At 50.5% G+C, this 16,397-nt stretch carries 16 protein-coding genes; 6 read left to right on the top strand and 10 right to left on the bottom strand.

The annotated features are described in order from the left end of the window. Positions 1 to 5: 5 nt before the first annotated feature. The 4 genes from SRBAKS_RS01625 to ileS are packed head-to-tail and all read right to left on the bottom strand — an operon-like array spanning position 6 to position 4,482. Entirely contained in the window at positions 6 to 926 is a 921-nt protein-coding gene (locus SRBAKS_RS01625; RefSeq protein ID WP_229592935.1) for a tetratricopeptide repeat protein, read from the bottom strand. Further along, positions 923 to 1,150: a PLD nuclease N-terminal domain-containing protein gene (locus tag SRBAKS_RS01630; protein ID WP_229592937.1), complete on the bottom strand. Its 228-nt coding sequence runs from the start codon at positions 1,148 to 1,150 to the stop codon at positions 923 to 925. The genes SRBAKS_RS01625 and SRBAKS_RS01630 overlap by 4 nt, the downstream gene beginning before the upstream one ends. A 22-nt stretch (positions 1,151 to 1,172) precedes the next feature. Then, complete coding sequence (gene lspA, locus SRBAKS_RS01635; protein ID WP_229592939.1) at positions 1,173 to 1,658, bottom strand: signal peptidase II; 486 nt, start codon at positions 1,656 to 1,658, stop codon at positions 1,173 to 1,175. Positions 1,659 to 1,665: 7 nt separating this feature from the next. Then, entirely contained in the window at positions 1,666 to 4,482 is a 2,817-nt protein-coding gene (gene ileS / locus SRBAKS_RS01640) for an isoleucine--tRNA ligase (protein ID WP_229592941.1), read from the bottom strand. A 212-nt stretch (positions 4,483 to 4,694) separates the two neighbouring features. Between ileS and SRBAKS_RS01645 the strand changes: the two genes are divergently transcribed. Further along, a complete protein-coding gene (locus SRBAKS_RS01645; RefSeq protein ID WP_229592943.1) occupies positions 4,695 to 5,330 on the top strand; it encodes a tetratricopeptide repeat protein in 636 nt (211 codons plus the stop codon). 66 nt (positions 5,331 to 5,396) lie between these two features. On the opposite strand, the gene epsC is transcribed toward SRBAKS_RS01645, so the two are convergent. The 5 genes from epsC to SRBAKS_RS01670 all read right to left on the bottom strand — a co-directional run bounded on the left by epsC (position 5,397) and on the right by SRBAKS_RS01670 (position 9,705). Next, positions 5,397 to 6,317: a serine O-acetyltransferase EpsC gene (epsC, locus tag SRBAKS_RS01650; protein ID WP_229592945.1), complete on the bottom strand. Its 921-nt coding sequence runs from the start codon at positions 6,315 to 6,317 to the stop codon at positions 5,397 to 5,399. A 10-nt stretch (positions 6,318 to 6,327) separates the two neighbouring features. Next, positions 6,328 to 7,248 (bottom strand): cysteine synthase A, encoded by a 921-nt coding sequence (gene cysK / locus SRBAKS_RS01655; RefSeq protein WP_229592947.1) that lies wholly within the window; start codon positions 7,246 to 7,248, stop codon positions 6,328 to 6,330. Between the two features lie 24 nt (positions 7,249 to 7,272). Beyond that, complete coding sequence (nifS, locus tag SRBAKS_RS01660; RefSeq protein ID WP_229592949.1) at positions 7,273 to 8,451, bottom strand: cysteine desulfurase NifS; 1,179 nt, start codon at positions 8,449 to 8,451, stop codon at positions 7,273 to 7,275. Between the two features lies 1 nt (position 8,452). Continuing rightward, positions 8,453 to 9,310, bottom strand: a complete 858-nt coding sequence (nifU, locus tag SRBAKS_RS01665) for a Fe-S cluster assembly protein NifU (RefSeq protein WP_229592952.1) — start codon at positions 9,308 to 9,310, stop codon at positions 8,453 to 8,455. Positions 9,311 to 9,444: 134 nt separating this feature from the next. Next, a complete protein-coding gene (locus tag SRBAKS_RS01670) occupies positions 9,445 to 9,705 on the bottom strand; it encodes a DUF493 family protein (protein ID WP_229592954.1) in 261 nt (86 codons plus the stop codon). A gap of 205 nt (positions 9,706 to 9,910) precedes the next feature. Here SRBAKS_RS01670 and SRBAKS_RS01675 point away from each other — a divergent pair, with 205 nt between their 5' ends. The 5 genes from SRBAKS_RS01675 (at position 9,911) to SRBAKS_RS01695 (ending at position 15,638) form a co-directional block, all read left to right on the top strand. Then, positions 9,911 to 12,049, top strand: coding sequence for a two-component system response regulator (locus tag SRBAKS_RS01675; protein WP_229592956.1), 2,139 nt, complete (start codon positions 9,911 to 9,913; stop codon positions 12,047 to 12,049). Positions 12,050 to 12,086: 37 nt separating this feature from the next. Continuing rightward, positions 12,087 to 12,269: a hypothetical protein gene (locus SRBAKS_RS01680; RefSeq protein ID WP_229592958.1), complete on the top strand. Its 183-nt coding sequence runs from the start codon at positions 12,087 to 12,089 to the stop codon at positions 12,267 to 12,269. Between the two features lie 157 nt (positions 12,270 to 12,426). After that, a complete protein-coding gene (locus tag SRBAKS_RS01685) occupies positions 12,427 to 12,843 on the top strand; it encodes an Hsp20/alpha crystallin family protein (RefSeq protein ID WP_229592960.1) in 417 nt (138 codons plus the stop codon). A 17-nt stretch (positions 12,844 to 12,860) separates the two neighbouring features. Next, positions 12,861 to 15,404: a Lon protease family protein gene (locus SRBAKS_RS01690; RefSeq protein WP_229592962.1), complete on the top strand. Its 2,544-nt coding sequence runs from the start codon at positions 12,861 to 12,863 to the stop codon at positions 15,402 to 15,404. Positions 15,405 to 15,470: 66 nt separating this feature from the next. Further along, entirely contained in the window at positions 15,471 to 15,638 is a 168-nt protein-coding gene (locus SRBAKS_RS01695) for a hypothetical protein (protein ID WP_229592964.1), read from the top strand. Between the two features lie 55 nt (positions 15,639 to 15,693). On the opposite strand, the gene SRBAKS_RS01700 is transcribed toward SRBAKS_RS01695, so the two are convergent. Further along, a complete protein-coding gene (locus SRBAKS_RS01700) occupies positions 15,694 to 16,290 on the bottom strand; it encodes an NAD(P)H-dependent oxidoreductase (RefSeq protein ID WP_229592966.1) in 597 nt (198 codons plus the stop codon). Between the last annotated feature and the right edge of the window lie 107 nt (positions 16,291 to 16,397).

The following is a 16,397-nucleotide window of genomic DNA, read 5'->3' on the forward strand; positions in this document are numbered from 1 at the left end:
CGCAATTATTTCATCTTGTCGAGAGTCCGCTTTGCCTGAGTGGCTTCAACAGACTTGGGGAACTTCTTGACGACTTCCTGCAAACGCATCTTCGCCAGTTCGGGCTTTTTCATGTAGCCCCATGAGTACCCGGACTTAAGCAGGGCTGCCTTGTACTTCGAGCTTTTTTGGTACTTTTCAATGACGTCTTCAAACAGAATGACCGCGCGGGCGTAGTCCTTGAGTTTGTAGTAACACTGTCCCTGCCAGAAGACGGCGCTGGGAGTGAAGGAGTGCTTTTTGAACGTATCGGTGAACTCGGCCCAGTAGGAACGTGCCTTTTCGTATTTGCCTTCCTTGTATAAGGTATACGCCTTGTTATAGAGAGCCTGGGCCGGATCGGCGTCTGCCGGAGGCGTTGCTTGAGCTGTCTGCTCTGTTGTGGAGCCAGCAGGAACCACGGCAGGCGTGGCCGTTGCCGCACCATTCTGCGTCGTCGGAGTGGCGGGTTGCAGGGCTGCGCGTTCATTCTTGGACTTGTCCAGATCAACCTGGAGTTCGTTTTCAATGGCAAAGGACAGGTCGTCCACTTGTTTTTTGAGAGCGTCCATGGTCACGCCAGACTCGGCCGTACCCAGCTGGGTGTCCATCCGTAAACTCATGTCATCCAACTGCCCATGGATCTGAGCAAGTTCGCTGCGTATGGCCTGTATGTCAGCCCACATGTCAGCAGATCGCTCCCGGATAGGGGAGTTGGATTTTTCTATTTCCTCTTTGAGAAGCATCTTGGATTCTTCCAATTCGCTTTCAAGCTGTTTGACCCTGTGCAGGTCTTGTTGTCGTTGTCCCTGCATGGCTTCGACTTCATTTCTGGTGGCGCAGCCAGCCAAAGCACATAAGGTGATGATAGCTAATACTGGTATGAACTTTTGAACTATTTTCTTCATTGAATTTTGCTCCCTCTATTTCTGCCTATGAAAAGGTAGGCGGTTGCTCCGAAAATGGGAATGAAAATACAAATCTGCATCCAAAGACTTTTCTCACTGGCTGATGCGAACGTTCGTTTCCAGACATCCAATATTGCCCAGACGCTGTATGAAAAGCAACAGCCGACCAGGACAAGGATGAGTGCCCATCCTGTCGTGGACAGAGCTGAAAAATCCGCAAACATAAACTCTCCTTTTACGGCTGGATTATTCCTGAGCCGTTTTGCGACTGAAGAACATGGACAGGAGGACACATCCGGCCCCCACGGTTAATGCACAGTCTGCGATATTAAAGGCGGGCCAATGATAGGTGCCCACATAAAAGTCTAAAAAGTCGATAACAGAACCGAGCCAGATACGATCAATGGCATTACCGACAGCGCCTCCGGCGATCATGCCCAGGCCGGAAATCATCCATGCGTCGTTATCCTTTACGGACCTGAGCATGTACCCGATGACGACGATGGCCACCAGGGAGACCGCAACGAACATGGGGCGTTGCCAATTGATTTTTTCATCGTCAAGAAAGCCCCACGCAGCACCCTTGTTGAGTACATGCACCAGGTTGAAAAGGCCGGGAATGACCTCTTTGCCTGTCCAGACTTCCATTACATTGAACACAGTCAACTTGGTGATCTGGTCAAGGGCAATGGTAGCCACCGCCCAGAGAGATGCCAGTGTATACCGGTTCATTGATTCGTTACCCCAGGGTTTTCAGGACCGCAGTGCAACGGGGACAGGCATCGGGGTAAGCCGGGTCGGTCCCGAGGTCTTCGCAGATGCGCCAGCACCGTTCACATTTTTCTCCAGTGGCCGGCTCAACGCTTATTTTGATGCTTTCCAGTTCTTCCGCCTGGAATGCGTCAGCAGGAGCCTTGTCCGTGTCGTCAAGGACCAACTTGGAGACGATGAAGAACTCCTTCGGGGCGATGTCGTCGGAGGCAACCAGCTTCTGTATTTCTTCAGGGGCAAACAGGGTGACCTGTGCGTCGAGGGATTTGCCTATGACGCGATCTTTGCGTTTGGGCTCAATGGCTTTGTTGACTTCACCACGGATGGTAACCAGCGATTCCCAGCGGGTGCGTTCTTCGTCGCTCATGTCCGTTGCATCTGGAGTAAAGCGGAGTGCGAACACTGTCTTGTCCTGAGGCAGGGCAGCCTTGATGGCCTCGGGGAGGTTCTGGAATGCTTCCTCTGCGGTGAAGGAGAGGATAGGAGCCATGTCCTGTAACAGCATAAGCAGAATCTGCCAGAGCACGGTCTGTGCAGAACGACGCTTGAGGCCGTTTTCTTCCTCGACGTAGAGTCGGTCCTTGAGGATATCAAGATAGAACGCGGACAGGTCGACGACACACAGATTGTGCAATGTGTGGTAAACCTTATGGAATTCGAATTTCGTGTAGGCTTTCTGAATGGCTTCATGATGACGGGCGACCATGTCCAGAGCATAGCGGTCCAGAGGCGGCATGTCGGCTACATCCACTTTGTTCTTGGGGTCGAAATCATTCAGGTTGGACAGCAGGTAACGGCAGGTGTTGCGGATGCGGCGGTAGGCGTCCACAAGCCTGTTCAGCGTCTCATCGGAGATACGGATATCTTCCTGGTAGTTGGAGGCTGACACCCACATGCGCAGGATCTCGGCTCCATATTTGTCTATGATCTCCTGAGGCGCGATGACATTGCCGATGGATTTGGACATCTTGCGACCTTCGGAGTCCACCACGTATCCGTGCGTCAGGACCGTCTTGTAGGGCGGTACTTCCCGTGTGCCCACAGAGGCGAGCAGAGAGGAATGGAACCAGCCGCGGTGCTGGTCAGAGCCTTCCAGGTAGAGATCAGCGGGGAATCGGGTCTCATTGCGCTGTTCGACAACGGCAGCAAAGCTGGTTCCTGAATCGAACCAGACGTCCAGAATGTCGGTTTCACGTTTCCAATGAGTGCCACCGCACTTCTTGCAAGTCAGCCCCTCGGGGACGATGTCCTCAAGCGGGGCTTCGAACCAATAGTCACAGCCTGTCTCATGTGCGGCATACTTGTCGCATAGGTCGTATACCCACTGGTGGTCGAACCATGTCTCGTCGCAATCTTCGCAGATCAGTGCAGAGATGGGGACGCCCCAGTTGCGCTGACGGGAGATACACCAGTCAGGGCGGTTGGCAACCATGTTGTAAATACGTTCTTCACCCCAGGACGGGACCCATTCGACTTCATTACGTATGGCGTTGAGCGAGCGCGAGCGCAGATCGTTTTCATCCATGCCCACGAACCATTGGGTGGTGGCGCGGAAGATGACAGGCTCCTTGCAGCGCCAGCAGTGGGGGTAGGAGTGGGTGATGTCTTCGGAAGCCATGAGGTTGCCGACTTCAGTCAGCTTTTCGATGACCTTGGGGTTGGCATCCCAGACGTTCAGACCTGCAAAATGTTCGACTTCCTCAAGGAATTCACCACGATCATTCATGGGGGAGTATACTTCAAGACCGTACTTGAGGCCGGTTTCAAAGTCTTCACGTCCATGGCCCGGAGCGGTATGGACACAGCCGGTGCCTGTCTCGAGGGTGACGTAGTCGGCCAGTACCACCTGTGAAACGCGGTCGTATATGGGGTGCTTGGCCTTCAAGCCCTCCAACTCTGCGCCACTGAAGGTGGCGAGCACCTTGGGGGTGTCCCAGCCGAACCTGCCGGTGCATTCTTCGAGCAATCCTTCCGCCAGCACATACAGGTTGCCGGCGGCTTCAACCAGCACGTAGTCGAAGTTGGGATGAACAGCCACGCCCATATTGTCCGGAATGGTCCAGGGAGTGGTGGTCCAGATGAGGATAAAGAGCTTGGAAACATCGACGTTGGCAATTTTCTTGAAATTTTCGTCAGCCAAGGGGAAGCGGACATAAATAGAGGGGGAGGTGTGATCCTCGTATTCCACCTCGGCTTCGGCCAGGGCAGTGCGGCAGTCACAGCACCAATAGATGGGCTTCTTGCCACGAACGACGCCCTCACGTTCCATGAAGTGCCCCAGTTCGCGGGCGGTGGCTGCTTCGTATTCGGGCTTCATTGTCATATAGGGATCGTCCCATACACCGAGTACGCCCAGGCGTTTGAATTCCTTGCGTTGGGTGTCTAGCCACTTGGCTGCGTAGGAACGACAGATTTTACGGATGGTCAAGGTGTCGAGTTCCTTGTCCTTTTTCTTGAGCTCCTGTTCCACCTTGTGTTCGATGGGCAGGCCATGACAGTCCCAGCCCGGGACGTACTGCGCTTTTTGTCCCTGCATGTTGCGAGACTTGACCACGATATCCTTGAGGACCTTGTTGAGCGCCGTGCCCATGTGAATATGGCCGTTTGCGTAGGGAGGGCCATCATGGAGAACGTATTCGTTCTCTGCATCACCAGCGGCAACCATCTCGTCGTAAGCCTTGGTTTCTTCCCAGAACTTGAGCGTTTCAGGCTCGCGTTGTTTGAGATTGGCCTTCATGGGAAATTTCGTTTTTGGCAGGAGCAGGGTCTTTTTGTAGTCGCTCATGTGTTTCTTTATCCTCCGGAATCCGTATATTTCTTTAGATGAAAGTTGGTGTTCAAAAGAGTCGGCGTAGCTTGGTATAACGTTGCTTGGAAGTCAAGCATTGCACCGATTTTACGTATGCTTGCACATTGTTTACACTCTGGTGGAAACATGATTTGTTCATATTCGACCAAGCAGGTCTACTTTATTACATCTTTGAATAAGGAGCGTATATGGGTATTCATGAAAAAGAACGAGAACTATCTGAGATAAAAGAACAATATGTGAAAAAGTCATCATGTGTTCTCTTTGTTCTGCTTGCTTTGCTGGTAGGAGCTTTTGTGGGCAATACCATCACAATGTTGTATATCGGGCAACAACAGGAGCGTGCGAATTTGTCGCAGCCTGTGCCGCCGCAGCAACAGAGTGCTCCTGATCAGCATGACGCCGATCCCGTGGCATTGGCCAACATTGAAAGGGAGGCCATGGACGATCCAACCAACGCCGCAAAATGGGTTGCCCTAGGTAATTTCTGCTTTGATCACAATCTGCCTGCCAAAGCTGTGACTGCGTATGAGCGTGCATTGGAGTTGTCTCCCATGCAGGTGAATGTCTGGTCGGACCTCGGGGTCATGTATCGTCGTACCAAGCAGTTCAAGAAATCGGTTGATGCCTTTGCGCATGCAGCGTCATTGGACAAGGCGCACGTTACGTCTCGTTTCAATATGGGGATCATTTATCTGCATGATCTGAATGATCCGGCTTCTGCGTTAAAGATCTGGAAAGAAGTGCTGTCCATTGATCCCAATGCCAAGACACCTTCAGGGCAGAGTCTTGCCGATTTGGTCAAGGATCTGGAAAATAAATAGTGATTACAAACAGAAAAGGGGCGTGATGCATATGCATCACGCCCCTTTTTTTGTGCCAAATTGTAGCTAGATGCCGCCGCCGTTTTCAAATGATTGCTGCATGGCTCTGGATTGGACGATCTGTGCTCCGGCAGGGACATCGCGTGTTATCCAGACGTTACCGCCGATGACGGCTTTCTTGCCGATGGTCACTCGGCCCAGGATGGTCGCTCCCGAGTAGATGGTGACATCGTCTTCAACAATGGGGTGCCGCGGCAATCCCTTGATAAGTCGCTCGTCGTCTCCTTTGGGGAAGCTCTTGGCACCTAGTGTAACACCCTGATAAATGCGGACATTATCACCAATAATCGTTGTCTCACCAACAACGGTACCCGTGCCGTGATCAATGAAGAAGTTTTTGCCTATGGTCGCGCCGGGATGAATGTCTATCCCGGTGTCTGAATGGGCCATTTCTCCAATGATGCGAGGGATGATATCCACACCCAACAGGTAGAGTTCATGGGCAATCCGATGGTTGGTCAACGCCCTGATAGACGGGTAACAGAATACGGTTTCGCCATGCGTCTTGGCAGCAGGGTCACCATCATAGGCTGCTTCGACATCGCCCAGCAGATACTGTCTGATCATGGGCAGTTTGGTTATGAATTTCTTTGCGATACATTTGGCGCGTTCTTCACAGTTATGACATCGGTCCGTGTCTGTGGATTCACAGACAAAGCAGTACCCACGGTTGATCTGATCACTCAGTTTGCGCGTGAGCCGATCCAGTGTGGAGCCTATGTAATAGGGCATTGTCTCAGGCGTGATCTTGGACGGACCATGATACCCGGGAAACAACACGCTGCGGAGATCTTCAACGATCTCGGAGAGGGTTTCCACTGACGGCATGGGGGCGTCGACCATATACCGATGGGACGCGGGGCCGTGTTCGCCGGATTCCACCAGCAGGGCCACCACATCGGGGAGGGTGTATTCACCGTTTGTCATTACTCTGTCCTTATTCAAAGAGAGGGGTGCTCAAGTACCGTTCGCCGGTGTCGCAGACAATGAAAACGATCATCTTGCCGGCGTTTTCCGGACGTTTTGCCAATTCAAGGGCGGCAGCGCAATTGGCTCCGGAAGAAATTCCGCACAAGATGCCTTCTTTCATGATCATTTTTTTGGCTGTTTCCATGGCTTTCTCATTCGCCATTTGAACGACCTCATCAATGACGTCGGTGTTCAGAACACCGGGGATGAAGCCCGCGCCAATGCCCTGGATCATGTGAGGGCCGGGAGCGCCACCAGACAAAACCGGTGAGGCTTCAGGCTCTACAGCGACTATTGAAATCTCGGGATTCTTTTCCTTGAGGACTTCGCCGACACCGGTGATTGAGCCTCCGGTTCCGACGCCCGCCACGAAAATATCAACCTCGCCATCAGTGTCTTCCCAAATTTCGCTGGCAGTGGTTTTTCGATGAGCTGCAGGGTTATCTGTATTTTCAAACTGCTGAAGTATATGAGCATTATCTGTTTCTTCAACAATCACTTTAGCTTTTTCTATGGCTCCTTTCATGCCTTCAGAAGCAGGTGTCAGTACCAGTTTTGCGCCAAACCCCTTGAGGAGTTTGCGTCGTTCGATACTCATGCTTTCGGGCATTGTCAGGATAAGGCTCAGCCCTTTTACGGCGCAGACAAAGGCGAGACCTATGCCTGTGTTGCCACTGGTCGGTTCAACCAGAACAGTGTCCTGGTTGATGACGCCGGAGGCAAGGGCGCTTTCGATCATGTTTTTGGCAATACGATCCTTGACTGAACCACAGGGGTTGTTGAATTCCAGCTTGGCAACCAGTGTGGCGTTCAGTCCTTTGGAAAGCTCATTCAAGCGAACCAGTGGGGTCTTCCCGACGAGTTCTGTCATGTCTTGAGCTATTTTCATCGGTTTCTCCCCTGTTTGTTGTGATTATGCGCCCAGGCCATTTTTGTCGGCAGAAAATGGTGACATCTTGCGTAGATTGCTGATGATGGGAGGCAGGTTTTCAAGTACGACATCGATTTCGGCTTCCGTGTTGAATCGACTCAAGCTGAACCGTATGGAGCCATGAGCAAAGGTGAACGGTACGTCCATCGCTCTCAGGACATGAGAGGGTTCCAAAGAGCCAGAGGTGCACGCGGAGCCGGAGCTGGCTGCAATTCCGAACTGATCCATCATCAGCAAGATGGCCTCACCTTCGACATAACCAAAAGAAATATTGGATGTATTCGGCAGGCGATTGTCTTTATCGCCGTTGAGGATGGAGTCAGGGACAGCGGCCAACAGGCCCTCTTCAAGCTTGTCTCGCAGGGCGCGGACAACGGTGTTTTCGTCTTCCATATTTTGCTGGGCGAGCTGGCATGCCTTGCCCAGGGCGATGATGCCTGTGGTGTTCTCGGTTCCGGCCCGGCGGCTGCGCTCCTGGTGTCCCCCGATAAGGAATGGCCGAAAGGGCAGTCGTTTACGGACATAAAGCGCGCCTACCCCTTTGGGAGCGTGGAGCTTGTGACCGGAGAGTGAGAGCATGTCCACGGGGATTTTTTCCAGATCAATGGGTATCTTGCCTACCGCCTGTACTGCATCGGTGTGAAAGATCACATCGTTGTCTTTGGCGATCTGCGCCATTTCTTCAATGGGATAAATATTGCCTGTCTCATTGTTGGCCCACATGACAGAAACAATCGCCGTGTCCGGGCGGATAGCGGCCTTGTACTCTTCGATATCCAGCCTGCCGTGTTCATCGGTGCCAAGATAGGTTACTTCGTAGCCTTCCTTTTTTTCCAGGAACTTGCAGAAGCTCAGGATAGCCGGATGTTCTATTGCGGTTGTGATGATATGTTTCTTTTCCGGCTGGGCGTTCAGGGCGGATCTGATGGCCGTATTGTCAGATTCAGAGCCGCAGGAGGTAAAGATGATTTCATCCGGTTGGCAGTTCAGAATGGCGGCAACAGAAGCGCGGGCCTCCTTGATCTTGACGCCGACCTGCCCGCCGAAGCGATGCATGGATGAAGGGTTGCCGTACAGTTCAGTGAAGAACGGTTGCATGGCTTCAAAGACTTCAGGATCCACCTGCGTGGTGGCATTATTGTCCAGGTAAATTGTGTCCATGCTATGCCTCCTGGACCTTCAGGCCGGGATCGACCATTTCTTTCAGTTTGGCCTCGACCAGATTATGCAGGGTGGCCTTGCTTGATGGACAGCCGGAGCACATTCCCTGGAATCGTACAGAGACGACCTGGCCGTTGACATCCACAAGCTGGATATCGCCCCCGTCTGCCTGCAGGGCAGGGCGTATATGGTCATTGACGACCTCGCCTATGAGGTGGATACGCTGAATGTTTGTCATGCCCTCGGCAGGAAATGCCGCCTGAGCAGATGGCGTGGTGCAAACAGCTTGTTCGCCGTGAGCCTCACCCAGAAGTCTTTGCAGATCGTCCAGACACTTGCCGCAACCTCCACCAGCTTTGGTGAAGTTGGTAATATCTTCGACGGTTTGCAGGTCATTTTCCTTGATTGCACGGAGGATCTCCTCGTCGAACACTCCGAAACATTCGCAGATCAACTCGCCTTCGTGGGAATGTTCGGCTTTGGTACCGGCTTCGCCGCGCATGTTTTTGATCGCTTGTTCCAGTGCTTCCTGGCCCATGACGGAGCAGTGCATTTTTTCGCGAGGCAGTCCGCCAAGGTAATCGGCAATGTCCTTGTTGGTCAGCTTTTCGGCTTCATCCACGCTTTTGCCGATGAGCAACTCGGTCAATGCCGAGCTGGATGCGATGGCACTGGCACACCCGAATGTCTGGAAGGTTGCGTCCGTGATGATATTGTTGTCATCCACCTTGATATACAAGGTGAGGGCGTCGCCACAGGCGAGCGAACCAACTTCGCCGATGCCGTCCGCGTCTTCCATTTTACCGACATTTCGGGGGCTTAAGAAATGATCTTTAACTTTGTCCGTATATTCCCACATAGTATTCTCCAGGTATTGCGAAGAGTCTTCTTGTTACGTTGATACAGGCAGAGAGTTCTGCAGAATGGATAAAGTAAGTATTCCTGCATAGTCTGTAAAGGTTCCAACTGAGAAAAAGGAGGAAGGTATAGGTTTTACAGAGACATGAGGCCGGGCACCTGTGAGGCTTTTTCATAAACAGCCATGACTTCATGTGAAGAACACATGGTCGATGTCATGGTTACGCTGGTGTATTTTCCGGTCTTTGATTCGCGTGTCTGGAGTTCTTCCTTGGGAAAAAGGGCGACAAGCAGTTGTAGATTTTCCGTGGGGACAATGAATTTGTAAATGTATGGACACGGCCAGTCATGGCACTCATCCAGGGTTTGTTTGAACTTCTCGATTTTGTCTGACATAAGATATCCTCATCCATTTTTTGTGGCAGGGTCTATATTTTTTTGTGCAAAGATGTCAAATTTCAGGTTGCACCATTATGAGTCGGCAGTATAGTAGTGAATCAATCATGTAAATTGAATATTTATAACACCATTTCATCTCCATTTGAGGTATGGTACGTCCAGCTGGTGGCATTATTGTTGTGAAAGGGTTGTAAGGGGCGAAATGATTGATATAGTTGATGTTCTAATTGTAGATGACGAACGAATCAACCTCAAGTTGGTTGAAGGCATACTCAAGGGTCATGATATCAATCTCGTTCAGGCTTCTTCGGGCCCCGAGGCTCTGAAAACCTTTGCTGAGCATGATTACGCCGTGGCCCTACTTGATGTCATGATGCCAGGTATGGATGGGTTCACTCTTGCGGAAGAGTTGCGGAGTTCTGAAGCAACCAAAACAATCCCCATAATTTTCATTACTGCCATCAGCAAGGAACAGCGTCACGTTTTTCGTGGGTATGAAATTGGCGCTGTGGATTATCTGTTCAAGCCTGTCGAGCCGGAAATACTCAGAAGTAAAGTCAGTATATTTGCCGAACTCCATCGCAAAAAGCGTTCTCTTGAAAAGGCCAGTCATCGGTTGGAAACCACCGTTGCAGAATTGGAAGCCTCCAAGGCAGCCTTGGAAGCCTCGGAGCAACGGTATCGCATGGTAGCCGATTATATCTATGATTGGGAAAGCTGGATAGATGGTGATGGAAAGCTGATATATATATCACCGTCTTGCGAGCGTATAAGTGGATATCCTCCGGCACGTTTTTTAGAAGAACCCAACCTCTTGCAAAAGATTATTTATCGTGACGATTTGCCGGGGTGGGTCAGTTTCATGGAAGACGATACCGTCAGCGGTGAAGAGAGTTTGGAATTCAGAATATATCATCAGAGTTCAAAAACCCGCTGGGTGAGTCTGGCAAAGCATTGCATTTCAGACAAACACGGCGCGCCGCTTGGTGTGCGAACCAGTGTGCGCGATATCACCAATCGCAAACGCATGGAAAGGCAACTGGAACACACTGCTCTCCATGATCTGCTGACAGGGTTGCCCAACCGTGTTCTGTTTCTGGACAGGTTGAGTCAGGCTACCGAGCGCTCAACCAGAGCCAAAGAGTATTATGCTGTTTTATATATAAATTTGGACAGATTCCAGGCGGTGAATGATCACTATGGTCACAGTGTGGGTGACAAGTTGGTGATCGAAGTAGGCAACGCGCTTAAGCGTATAGTGCGACCGACGGATACCGTTGCTCGTTTTGGCGGAGATGAATACGGCGTATTGCTTGAAGGGTTAGCAAAGAAGTCTGATGCCTATAGGCTTGTTGAGACGGTTCATGCCATGTTCGGGAAGGCCTTTGTGATTGATGACATTACATTTTCTGTTTCTGCCAGCATAGGATATGAAATCGCCTTGAATGGCGACATGGACACCGAGGATATCGTTCACAACGCTCAGGTAGCCATGAACAAGGCCAAAGAGGATGGGAAGAATCGCATTGTAGCTTATGAGCAGAAAATGCGTGAAGGCATTGTCAATGTTCTAGCGGTTGAGAATGATTTGAAACGGGCCCTCAAGGCCAGGGAGTTTCAGGCTTACTATCAACCAATTGTCAATTTGGCTGATGGAACTCTCTATGGTTTTGAGGCTCTGGCCCGGTGGATTCATCCTGAACGCGGCATGGTTAATCCCGGTGAGTTCATTCCCGTGGCCGAAGATACGGGATTGATTGTCGAGCTTGGTTCTCAAATTCTGGAACAAGCCTGTACGACCATGAACCAGTGGCGTGAAAAGTATCCGATTGCGAATAATCTGACTGTCGCGGTCAATATCTCTGCCAAACAGTTTGCCGAATCCTCTCTTCCCACTGAGGTGGAAGATATCCTGCAACGGTCCGGGTTGCCTTCGGACAATCTAAAATTGGAGATCACCGAAACAGTCGTCATGCTCGATGCCATGAAGTCGGTTAATCAGTTGAATTTCCTGAAAAGTCTAGGGGTTATGTTGTCGATTGATGACTTCGGCACCGGCTATTCTTCCATGAGTTATCTCCAGAAATTTCCTACGGACCAGCTCAAGATCGACTTGAGCTTTGTCCAGCGAATGGAAAAGGCGCCCGAGAATATAGAAATCATCCGGGCCATCGTGAACATGGCTCATTCTTTGCGTCTACGTGTGGTGGCAGAGGGTATCGAAACCGAGCGCCAAAGGGACTTGCTTTATTCCCTGCAATGCGATTACGGTCAGGGCTATCTGTATTCAAGGCCGCTTCCGGAAAAAGAAGCCGAAGATTTTGTCAAGAATTCTGACTAGCTAACAATCATACTCAATCCCTCTGGAGGGTTTCCTCATGAACCTCAGCCCCCCGCAACTGATCACCTGGATTATCGGTGTCATCATTGGCGTACTTGGCATTCTTATTCAAATTGACGTTATGTCCATCCCGGCTCTTGAAGATATCGTCAGGCCGTTTTGGTTGGTCGCCACCGGTTTTATTATTCTCGCTGCATCAAATTTGTTCAGGAATCTCTAGATAGACTGTTTTACAGTACCTTATTTGATTGAAAAGGGGGCTTGGCGAGTATCGTCAGCCCCCTTGTTGTTTTTTCTTGTTGTATGATATCATCTTTACACTTATTTGTTTATATGTATTAAAATTTGTTTGAAATATGTGTAGAAGGAGATGTGGTATGGATAAGCTGAAAAAATGGCGCCGAGCAGAAATATCACGTATACGCGGTGATATGGATAGGCTCTTTGACGATTTGTGTTCAGACTTTGATCTGCCGCTTATGACGTGTCGCATAACCGGAGATCTTGATCTGCAACAAAAGGATGACATTCTGGTCGTCAAATTGGAATTGGGGACCATAAACCCTGAAGATGTTCAGGTTTCCGTTCTGGATCGACGACTTATCATTTCTGCAGTCGTTGTCGACAATGGTTCGGCTCAGAGTAGAATGCACCAGTTCAGAAAGGAAATCAGACTGCCGTGCATTATCCGTACGGATGAAGTTCAGGCCAATTTCAAGGACGGAGTGTTGGAGGTACATCTGCCTAAGTGCCCGAAACAGTCCGGTCAAAAAGTTGAGATATCCAGGAAGTAACCCAACGGAGATACGTTATGGTCAAGAAGAATTCCTCACTCGAAATTCCCGTGGAATCGCTGAAGTGGTCTCTTCAGCCCAAGCAACTCTCGTTCAAGACCACCGATGACCTGGAACCACAATTGGATATTATTGGCCAGAAGCGGGGCGTTGAAGCCTTTCGTTTCGGCATGGGCATGCACAAGCGTGGATACAATATCTTTGTGACCGGAGAGCCTGGTACAGGCAGATTGGCAGCGGTCGAGAAGCTTCTTGGTGAAACGGCTGACAAGACAGAGACTCCCAGTGACCTTTGCTATGTAAACAATTTCAAACAGCCTGAGGCCCCAATAATGCTTCGGTTCAAGCCGGGCGAGGGCAGCCGGTTCAAAAAGGATATACAAGCCTTTCTTGATACCGTGGCGCGTGAAGCTCCACTGCTTTTTGAAAGTGAAGAGTATATCAATCGAAAAAATCAGATTTCCGAAGCGCATGAAAAGAAGGTCATGAGTTTTTATCAGGCCATTGAAGCCCAGGTAAAGGATACCGGCCTGGTCGTGGTTCGCATGCAGATGGGGACCATACAACGCCCTGACGTGGTCCCGTTGGTGGATGGTGAACCCAAGCGTATGATTGAGCTTGAAGAGCTGGTCGACAAGGGGCGGTTTCCTTCCGAAGAATTTGAGCGCCTGCGCGACAAGCGTTTTGAATTGAAAGAAGAAATTGATCAAATAGTCCAGGATCTCAAGGCGCTACAGAAAGATGTCAGCGAAAAATACCATGAGGTTGATCGCCTCATGTTCACGGCATTGGCAGAGGATTTCATCAAGCCGCTTCGAGAGACGTACCCTGATGAAAAGGTGTTGAAGTATCTGGATGCGATCCTGAAGAACATGAGCAAGGATCTGGACGCTATCAAGTCCTTGGGAGCACCTCCCCAGCAAGGACCGATTCCCGGCATGATTATGCCGGGTGGGCCGCCAGCCGAGATTGTTTTTCAGGCATATCAGGTGAATCTGCTTGTGGATAACTCCGACAATGGCGGGCCGCCGATTATCGTAGAATCCTATCCGACCTATCGCAATCTGTTTGGTTCAATTGAACGGGTCATGGATCGCAATGGCGGCTGGCATACCGATTATACCAAAATCAAGGCCGGGTCGTTTATCAAAGCCAATGGCGGATATCTTGTGATCAACCTCATGGACGCCATCATGGAGCCGGGGGTTTGGCAGACGTTGAAGCGCGGCCTCAAGATTGAACAAATCGAGATCGAAACCTTTGACCCTTACTATTTTATCAGTGCCACCGGTCTGAAGCCGGAACCCATTGACATGGAAGTGAAAGTGGTCGTGTTGGGCAGTCCGTATCTGTATATGATTCTCAAGAATTACGATGAAGATGTGCCCAAAATATTCAAGGTTCGTGCGGACTTTGAATCATGTATGAACCTTGACGATGACTCCGTGTTTCAGGTGGCGAGGTTTATCAAAGCCGAGGTGGACAGTGATAATCTGAAGCCGTTTGATGCCAGCGCTGTAACGGCTGTCATGGAAGAAGCGGTCCGTTGGACAGGGCGCCAGGAGAAGATATCCACGGCCTTCCCGGTCATGAGCGATTTGTTGGCCGAAGCAGATTATTTTGCTTCTCAGGCCAAGTCCAAGGTCGTCAAGGGGGAACATGTCAAGGAAGCCATCAATGCCAAGATCTATCGTTCCAATCAGATTGAAGAACGTATTCAGGAAATGATTGATCGTGGAAGCCTGTTCGTTGATACGGATGGTGAAGTCGTAGGGCAGGTTAATGGGTTGGCTGTGTACTCCATGGGGGACTATGCTTTTGGCAAGCCTTCCCGAATCACCGCTGTTACATCCTTGGGAAAGGAAGGCATCATTAATATTGAGCGAGAGGCCGATATGTCCGGGCCTACCCACAACAAGGGGATGCTTATTCTGTCCGGCTTTCTGCGCAACCGTTTTGCTCAGAACAAGCCCCTCTCGTTGGCTGCCAGCATCGCGTTTGAGCAGTCCTATGGCGGCATAGACGGTGACTCGGCTTCTTCGACGGAGTTGTACGCGTTGTTGTCCAGTCTGTCTGGGAAGCCTTTACGTCAGTATATCGCCGTCACCGGTTCTGTGAACCAGAACGGTGAGGTGCAGCCCATTGGCGGAGTGAATCAAAAGATCGAAGGATTTTTCCTGGTTTGCAAGCATGCTGGGCTGACCGGAAAGCAGGGCGTCATGATTCCAGAAGCCAACATCAAGGACCTGATGCTCCGTGATGAAGTTATCGAGGCGGTCAAGGACGGTTCTTTTACCATCTGGGCAGTCAAGACGATTGATCAGGGGATTGAGATTCTGACTGGCGTCAAAGCCGGTGTGCGTGGAAAGAATGGATCCTACCCCAAGGGATCAATCAATCAGTTGGTGGATACCAAACTCCAGCAGCTGGTGGATCAGCTCATGGCCTATGGCAAGGATGAAAAAGACAAGAAGAAGCCCGCTGCCAAGAAGGCTCCGGCCAAGAAAAAGGTGTCTGCTCAGGTTGGGCCTCTCTCCAAGAAAAAGGGACCGATTCAATAGAGTGTTGTGAGTGAAAAACAAAAGGGTTACGGTTCTGTCCGTAACCCTTTTTTTTGGAGATCAAGTATGAATTTGTTGCGTTTGAACATCTGGAGAAAACTCATCATTGTCGGATATGTCGTTGCCCTTGCAGCCATGTTCGGCCTTGATTGGGGCTACCACTTTCATATTGGCCATGCGGTTCGTCTTTTTGTCGGGGCCGCGGCCTTTTGGGTCGTTGTCGACAAGCTGTAACTATGAGTGATCAGAGAATGATCGCTCTATATACAGTCGGTTAACGTCTTGGTTGTCATGCTTTTGGGAAGTTGATTTCGACGATTTCAGTGACTTCGTCGAGCCAATTTTTCCTTTCTTCATCCGTGCTGGTCACAATGATGCGAAACATGCGTCTGGTCACATCCGGCACACCACACAGGTCAAAGATACAGTCCTTCCAGATTCGTTGGAGCGGATCACCAAAAATGGTGTCTTCACGTTCGGCAGATGTGTTTGATGTGTTGAAAACTATGGCCTTGTCAGCCTTGAGCAACCCGACAGGCACTCCTTCTCCCTTATCTCCCTCAACGAAATCATAGGCCACCCCCGGACGCATGATACGATCGACCCATCCGGTAAGAATGGCAGGGGGCATGCCCCACCAGTTGGGGTGAACAATAATGATACCGTCTGCGTCAGCGGCTTCTTTGCATTGTGTGGCAATGGTTTCAGGGAGGGTGCCTTCACGGGGAATTTCATCGCCCGGTAGATTCGGATCAAAGCCCTCCTTGTAGAGGTCATGCAACGTGACTTGGTGCCCATTTTGTTCCAAAGTGGTGGCCGCCTGTTTGGCAATGGCGTGATTAAAGCTTGTTTCATTCGGGTTGGCGAGGACGATCAGTATGTGCATTAGGGGCTCCTTTTTCAGTGTTGGTATCAGATAATATCTTTATGAAAAATGGCAAGTATGAGGAATATGAGGAAAAGGCTTGACCTTTTTAATTGCTCCTATTATTT

Origin of the sequence: Pseudodesulfovibrio sediminis (assembly GCF_020886695.1) — a bacterium.
Lineage (GTDB): Bacteria > Desulfobacterota > Desulfovibrionia > Desulfovibrionales > Desulfovibrionaceae > Pseudodesulfovibrio > Pseudodesulfovibrio sediminis.

What these genes read in the sequence shown, in the direction of transcription:
- SRBAKS_RS01680 (WP_229592958.1), top strand. Translation starts at nt 12,087, where the DNA reads ATGAACCTCAGCCCCCCGCAACTGATCACCTGGATTATCGGTGTCATC.
- nifU (WP_229592952.1), bottom strand. Translation starts at nt 9,310, where the DNA reads ATGTGGGAATATACGGACAAAGTTAAAGATCATTTCTTAAGCCCCCGA.
- nifS (WP_229592949.1), bottom strand. Translation starts at nt 8,451, where the DNA reads ATGGACACAATTTACCTGGACAATAATGCCACCACGCAGGTGGATCCT.
- SRBAKS_RS01690 (WP_229592962.1), top strand. Translation starts at nt 12,861, where the DNA reads ATGGTCAAGAAGAATTCCTCACTCGAAATTCCCGTGGAATCGCTGAAG.
- SRBAKS_RS01645 (WP_229592943.1), top strand. Translation starts at nt 4,695, where the DNA reads ATGGGTATTCATGAAAAAGAACGAGAACTATCTGAGATAAAAGAACAA.
- ileS (WP_229592941.1), bottom strand. Translation starts at nt 4,482, where the DNA reads ATGAGCGACTACAAAAAGACCCTGCTCCTGCCAAAAACGAAATTTCCC.
- cysK (WP_229592947.1), bottom strand. Translation starts at nt 7,248, where the DNA reads ATGAAAATAGCTCAAGACATGACAGAACTCGTCGGGAAGACCCCACTG.
- SRBAKS_RS01675 (WP_229592956.1), top strand. Translation starts at nt 9,911, where the DNA reads ATGATTGATATAGTTGATGTTCTAATTGTAGATGACGAACGAATCAAC.
- SRBAKS_RS01670 (WP_229592954.1), bottom strand. Translation starts at nt 9,705, where the DNA reads ATGTCAGACAAAATCGAGAAGTTCAAACAAACCCTGGATGAGTGCCAT.
- epsC (WP_229592945.1), bottom strand. Translation starts at nt 6,317, where the DNA reads ATGACAAACGGTGAATACACCCTCCCCGATGTGGTGGCCCTGCTGGTG.
- SRBAKS_RS01625 (WP_229592935.1), bottom strand. Translation starts at nt 926, where the DNA reads ATGAAGAAAATAGTTCAAAAGTTCATACCAGTATTAGCTATCATCACC.
- SRBAKS_RS01695 (WP_229592964.1), top strand. Translation starts at nt 15,471, where the DNA reads ATGAATTTGTTGCGTTTGAACATCTGGAGAAAACTCATCATTGTCGGA.
- lspA (WP_229592939.1), bottom strand. Translation starts at nt 1,658, where the DNA reads ATGAACCGGTATACACTGGCATCTCTCTGGGCGGTGGCTACCATTGCC.
- SRBAKS_RS01685 (WP_229592960.1), top strand. Translation starts at nt 12,427, where the DNA reads ATGGATAAGCTGAAAAAATGGCGCCGAGCAGAAATATCACGTATACGC.
- SRBAKS_RS01700 (WP_229592966.1), bottom strand. Translation starts at nt 16,290, where the DNA reads ATGCACATACTGATCGTCCTCGCCAACCCGAATGAAACAAGCTTTAAT.
- SRBAKS_RS01630 (WP_229592937.1), bottom strand. Translation starts at nt 1,150, where the DNA reads ATGTTTGCGGATTTTTCAGCTCTGTCCACGACAGGATGGGCACTCATC.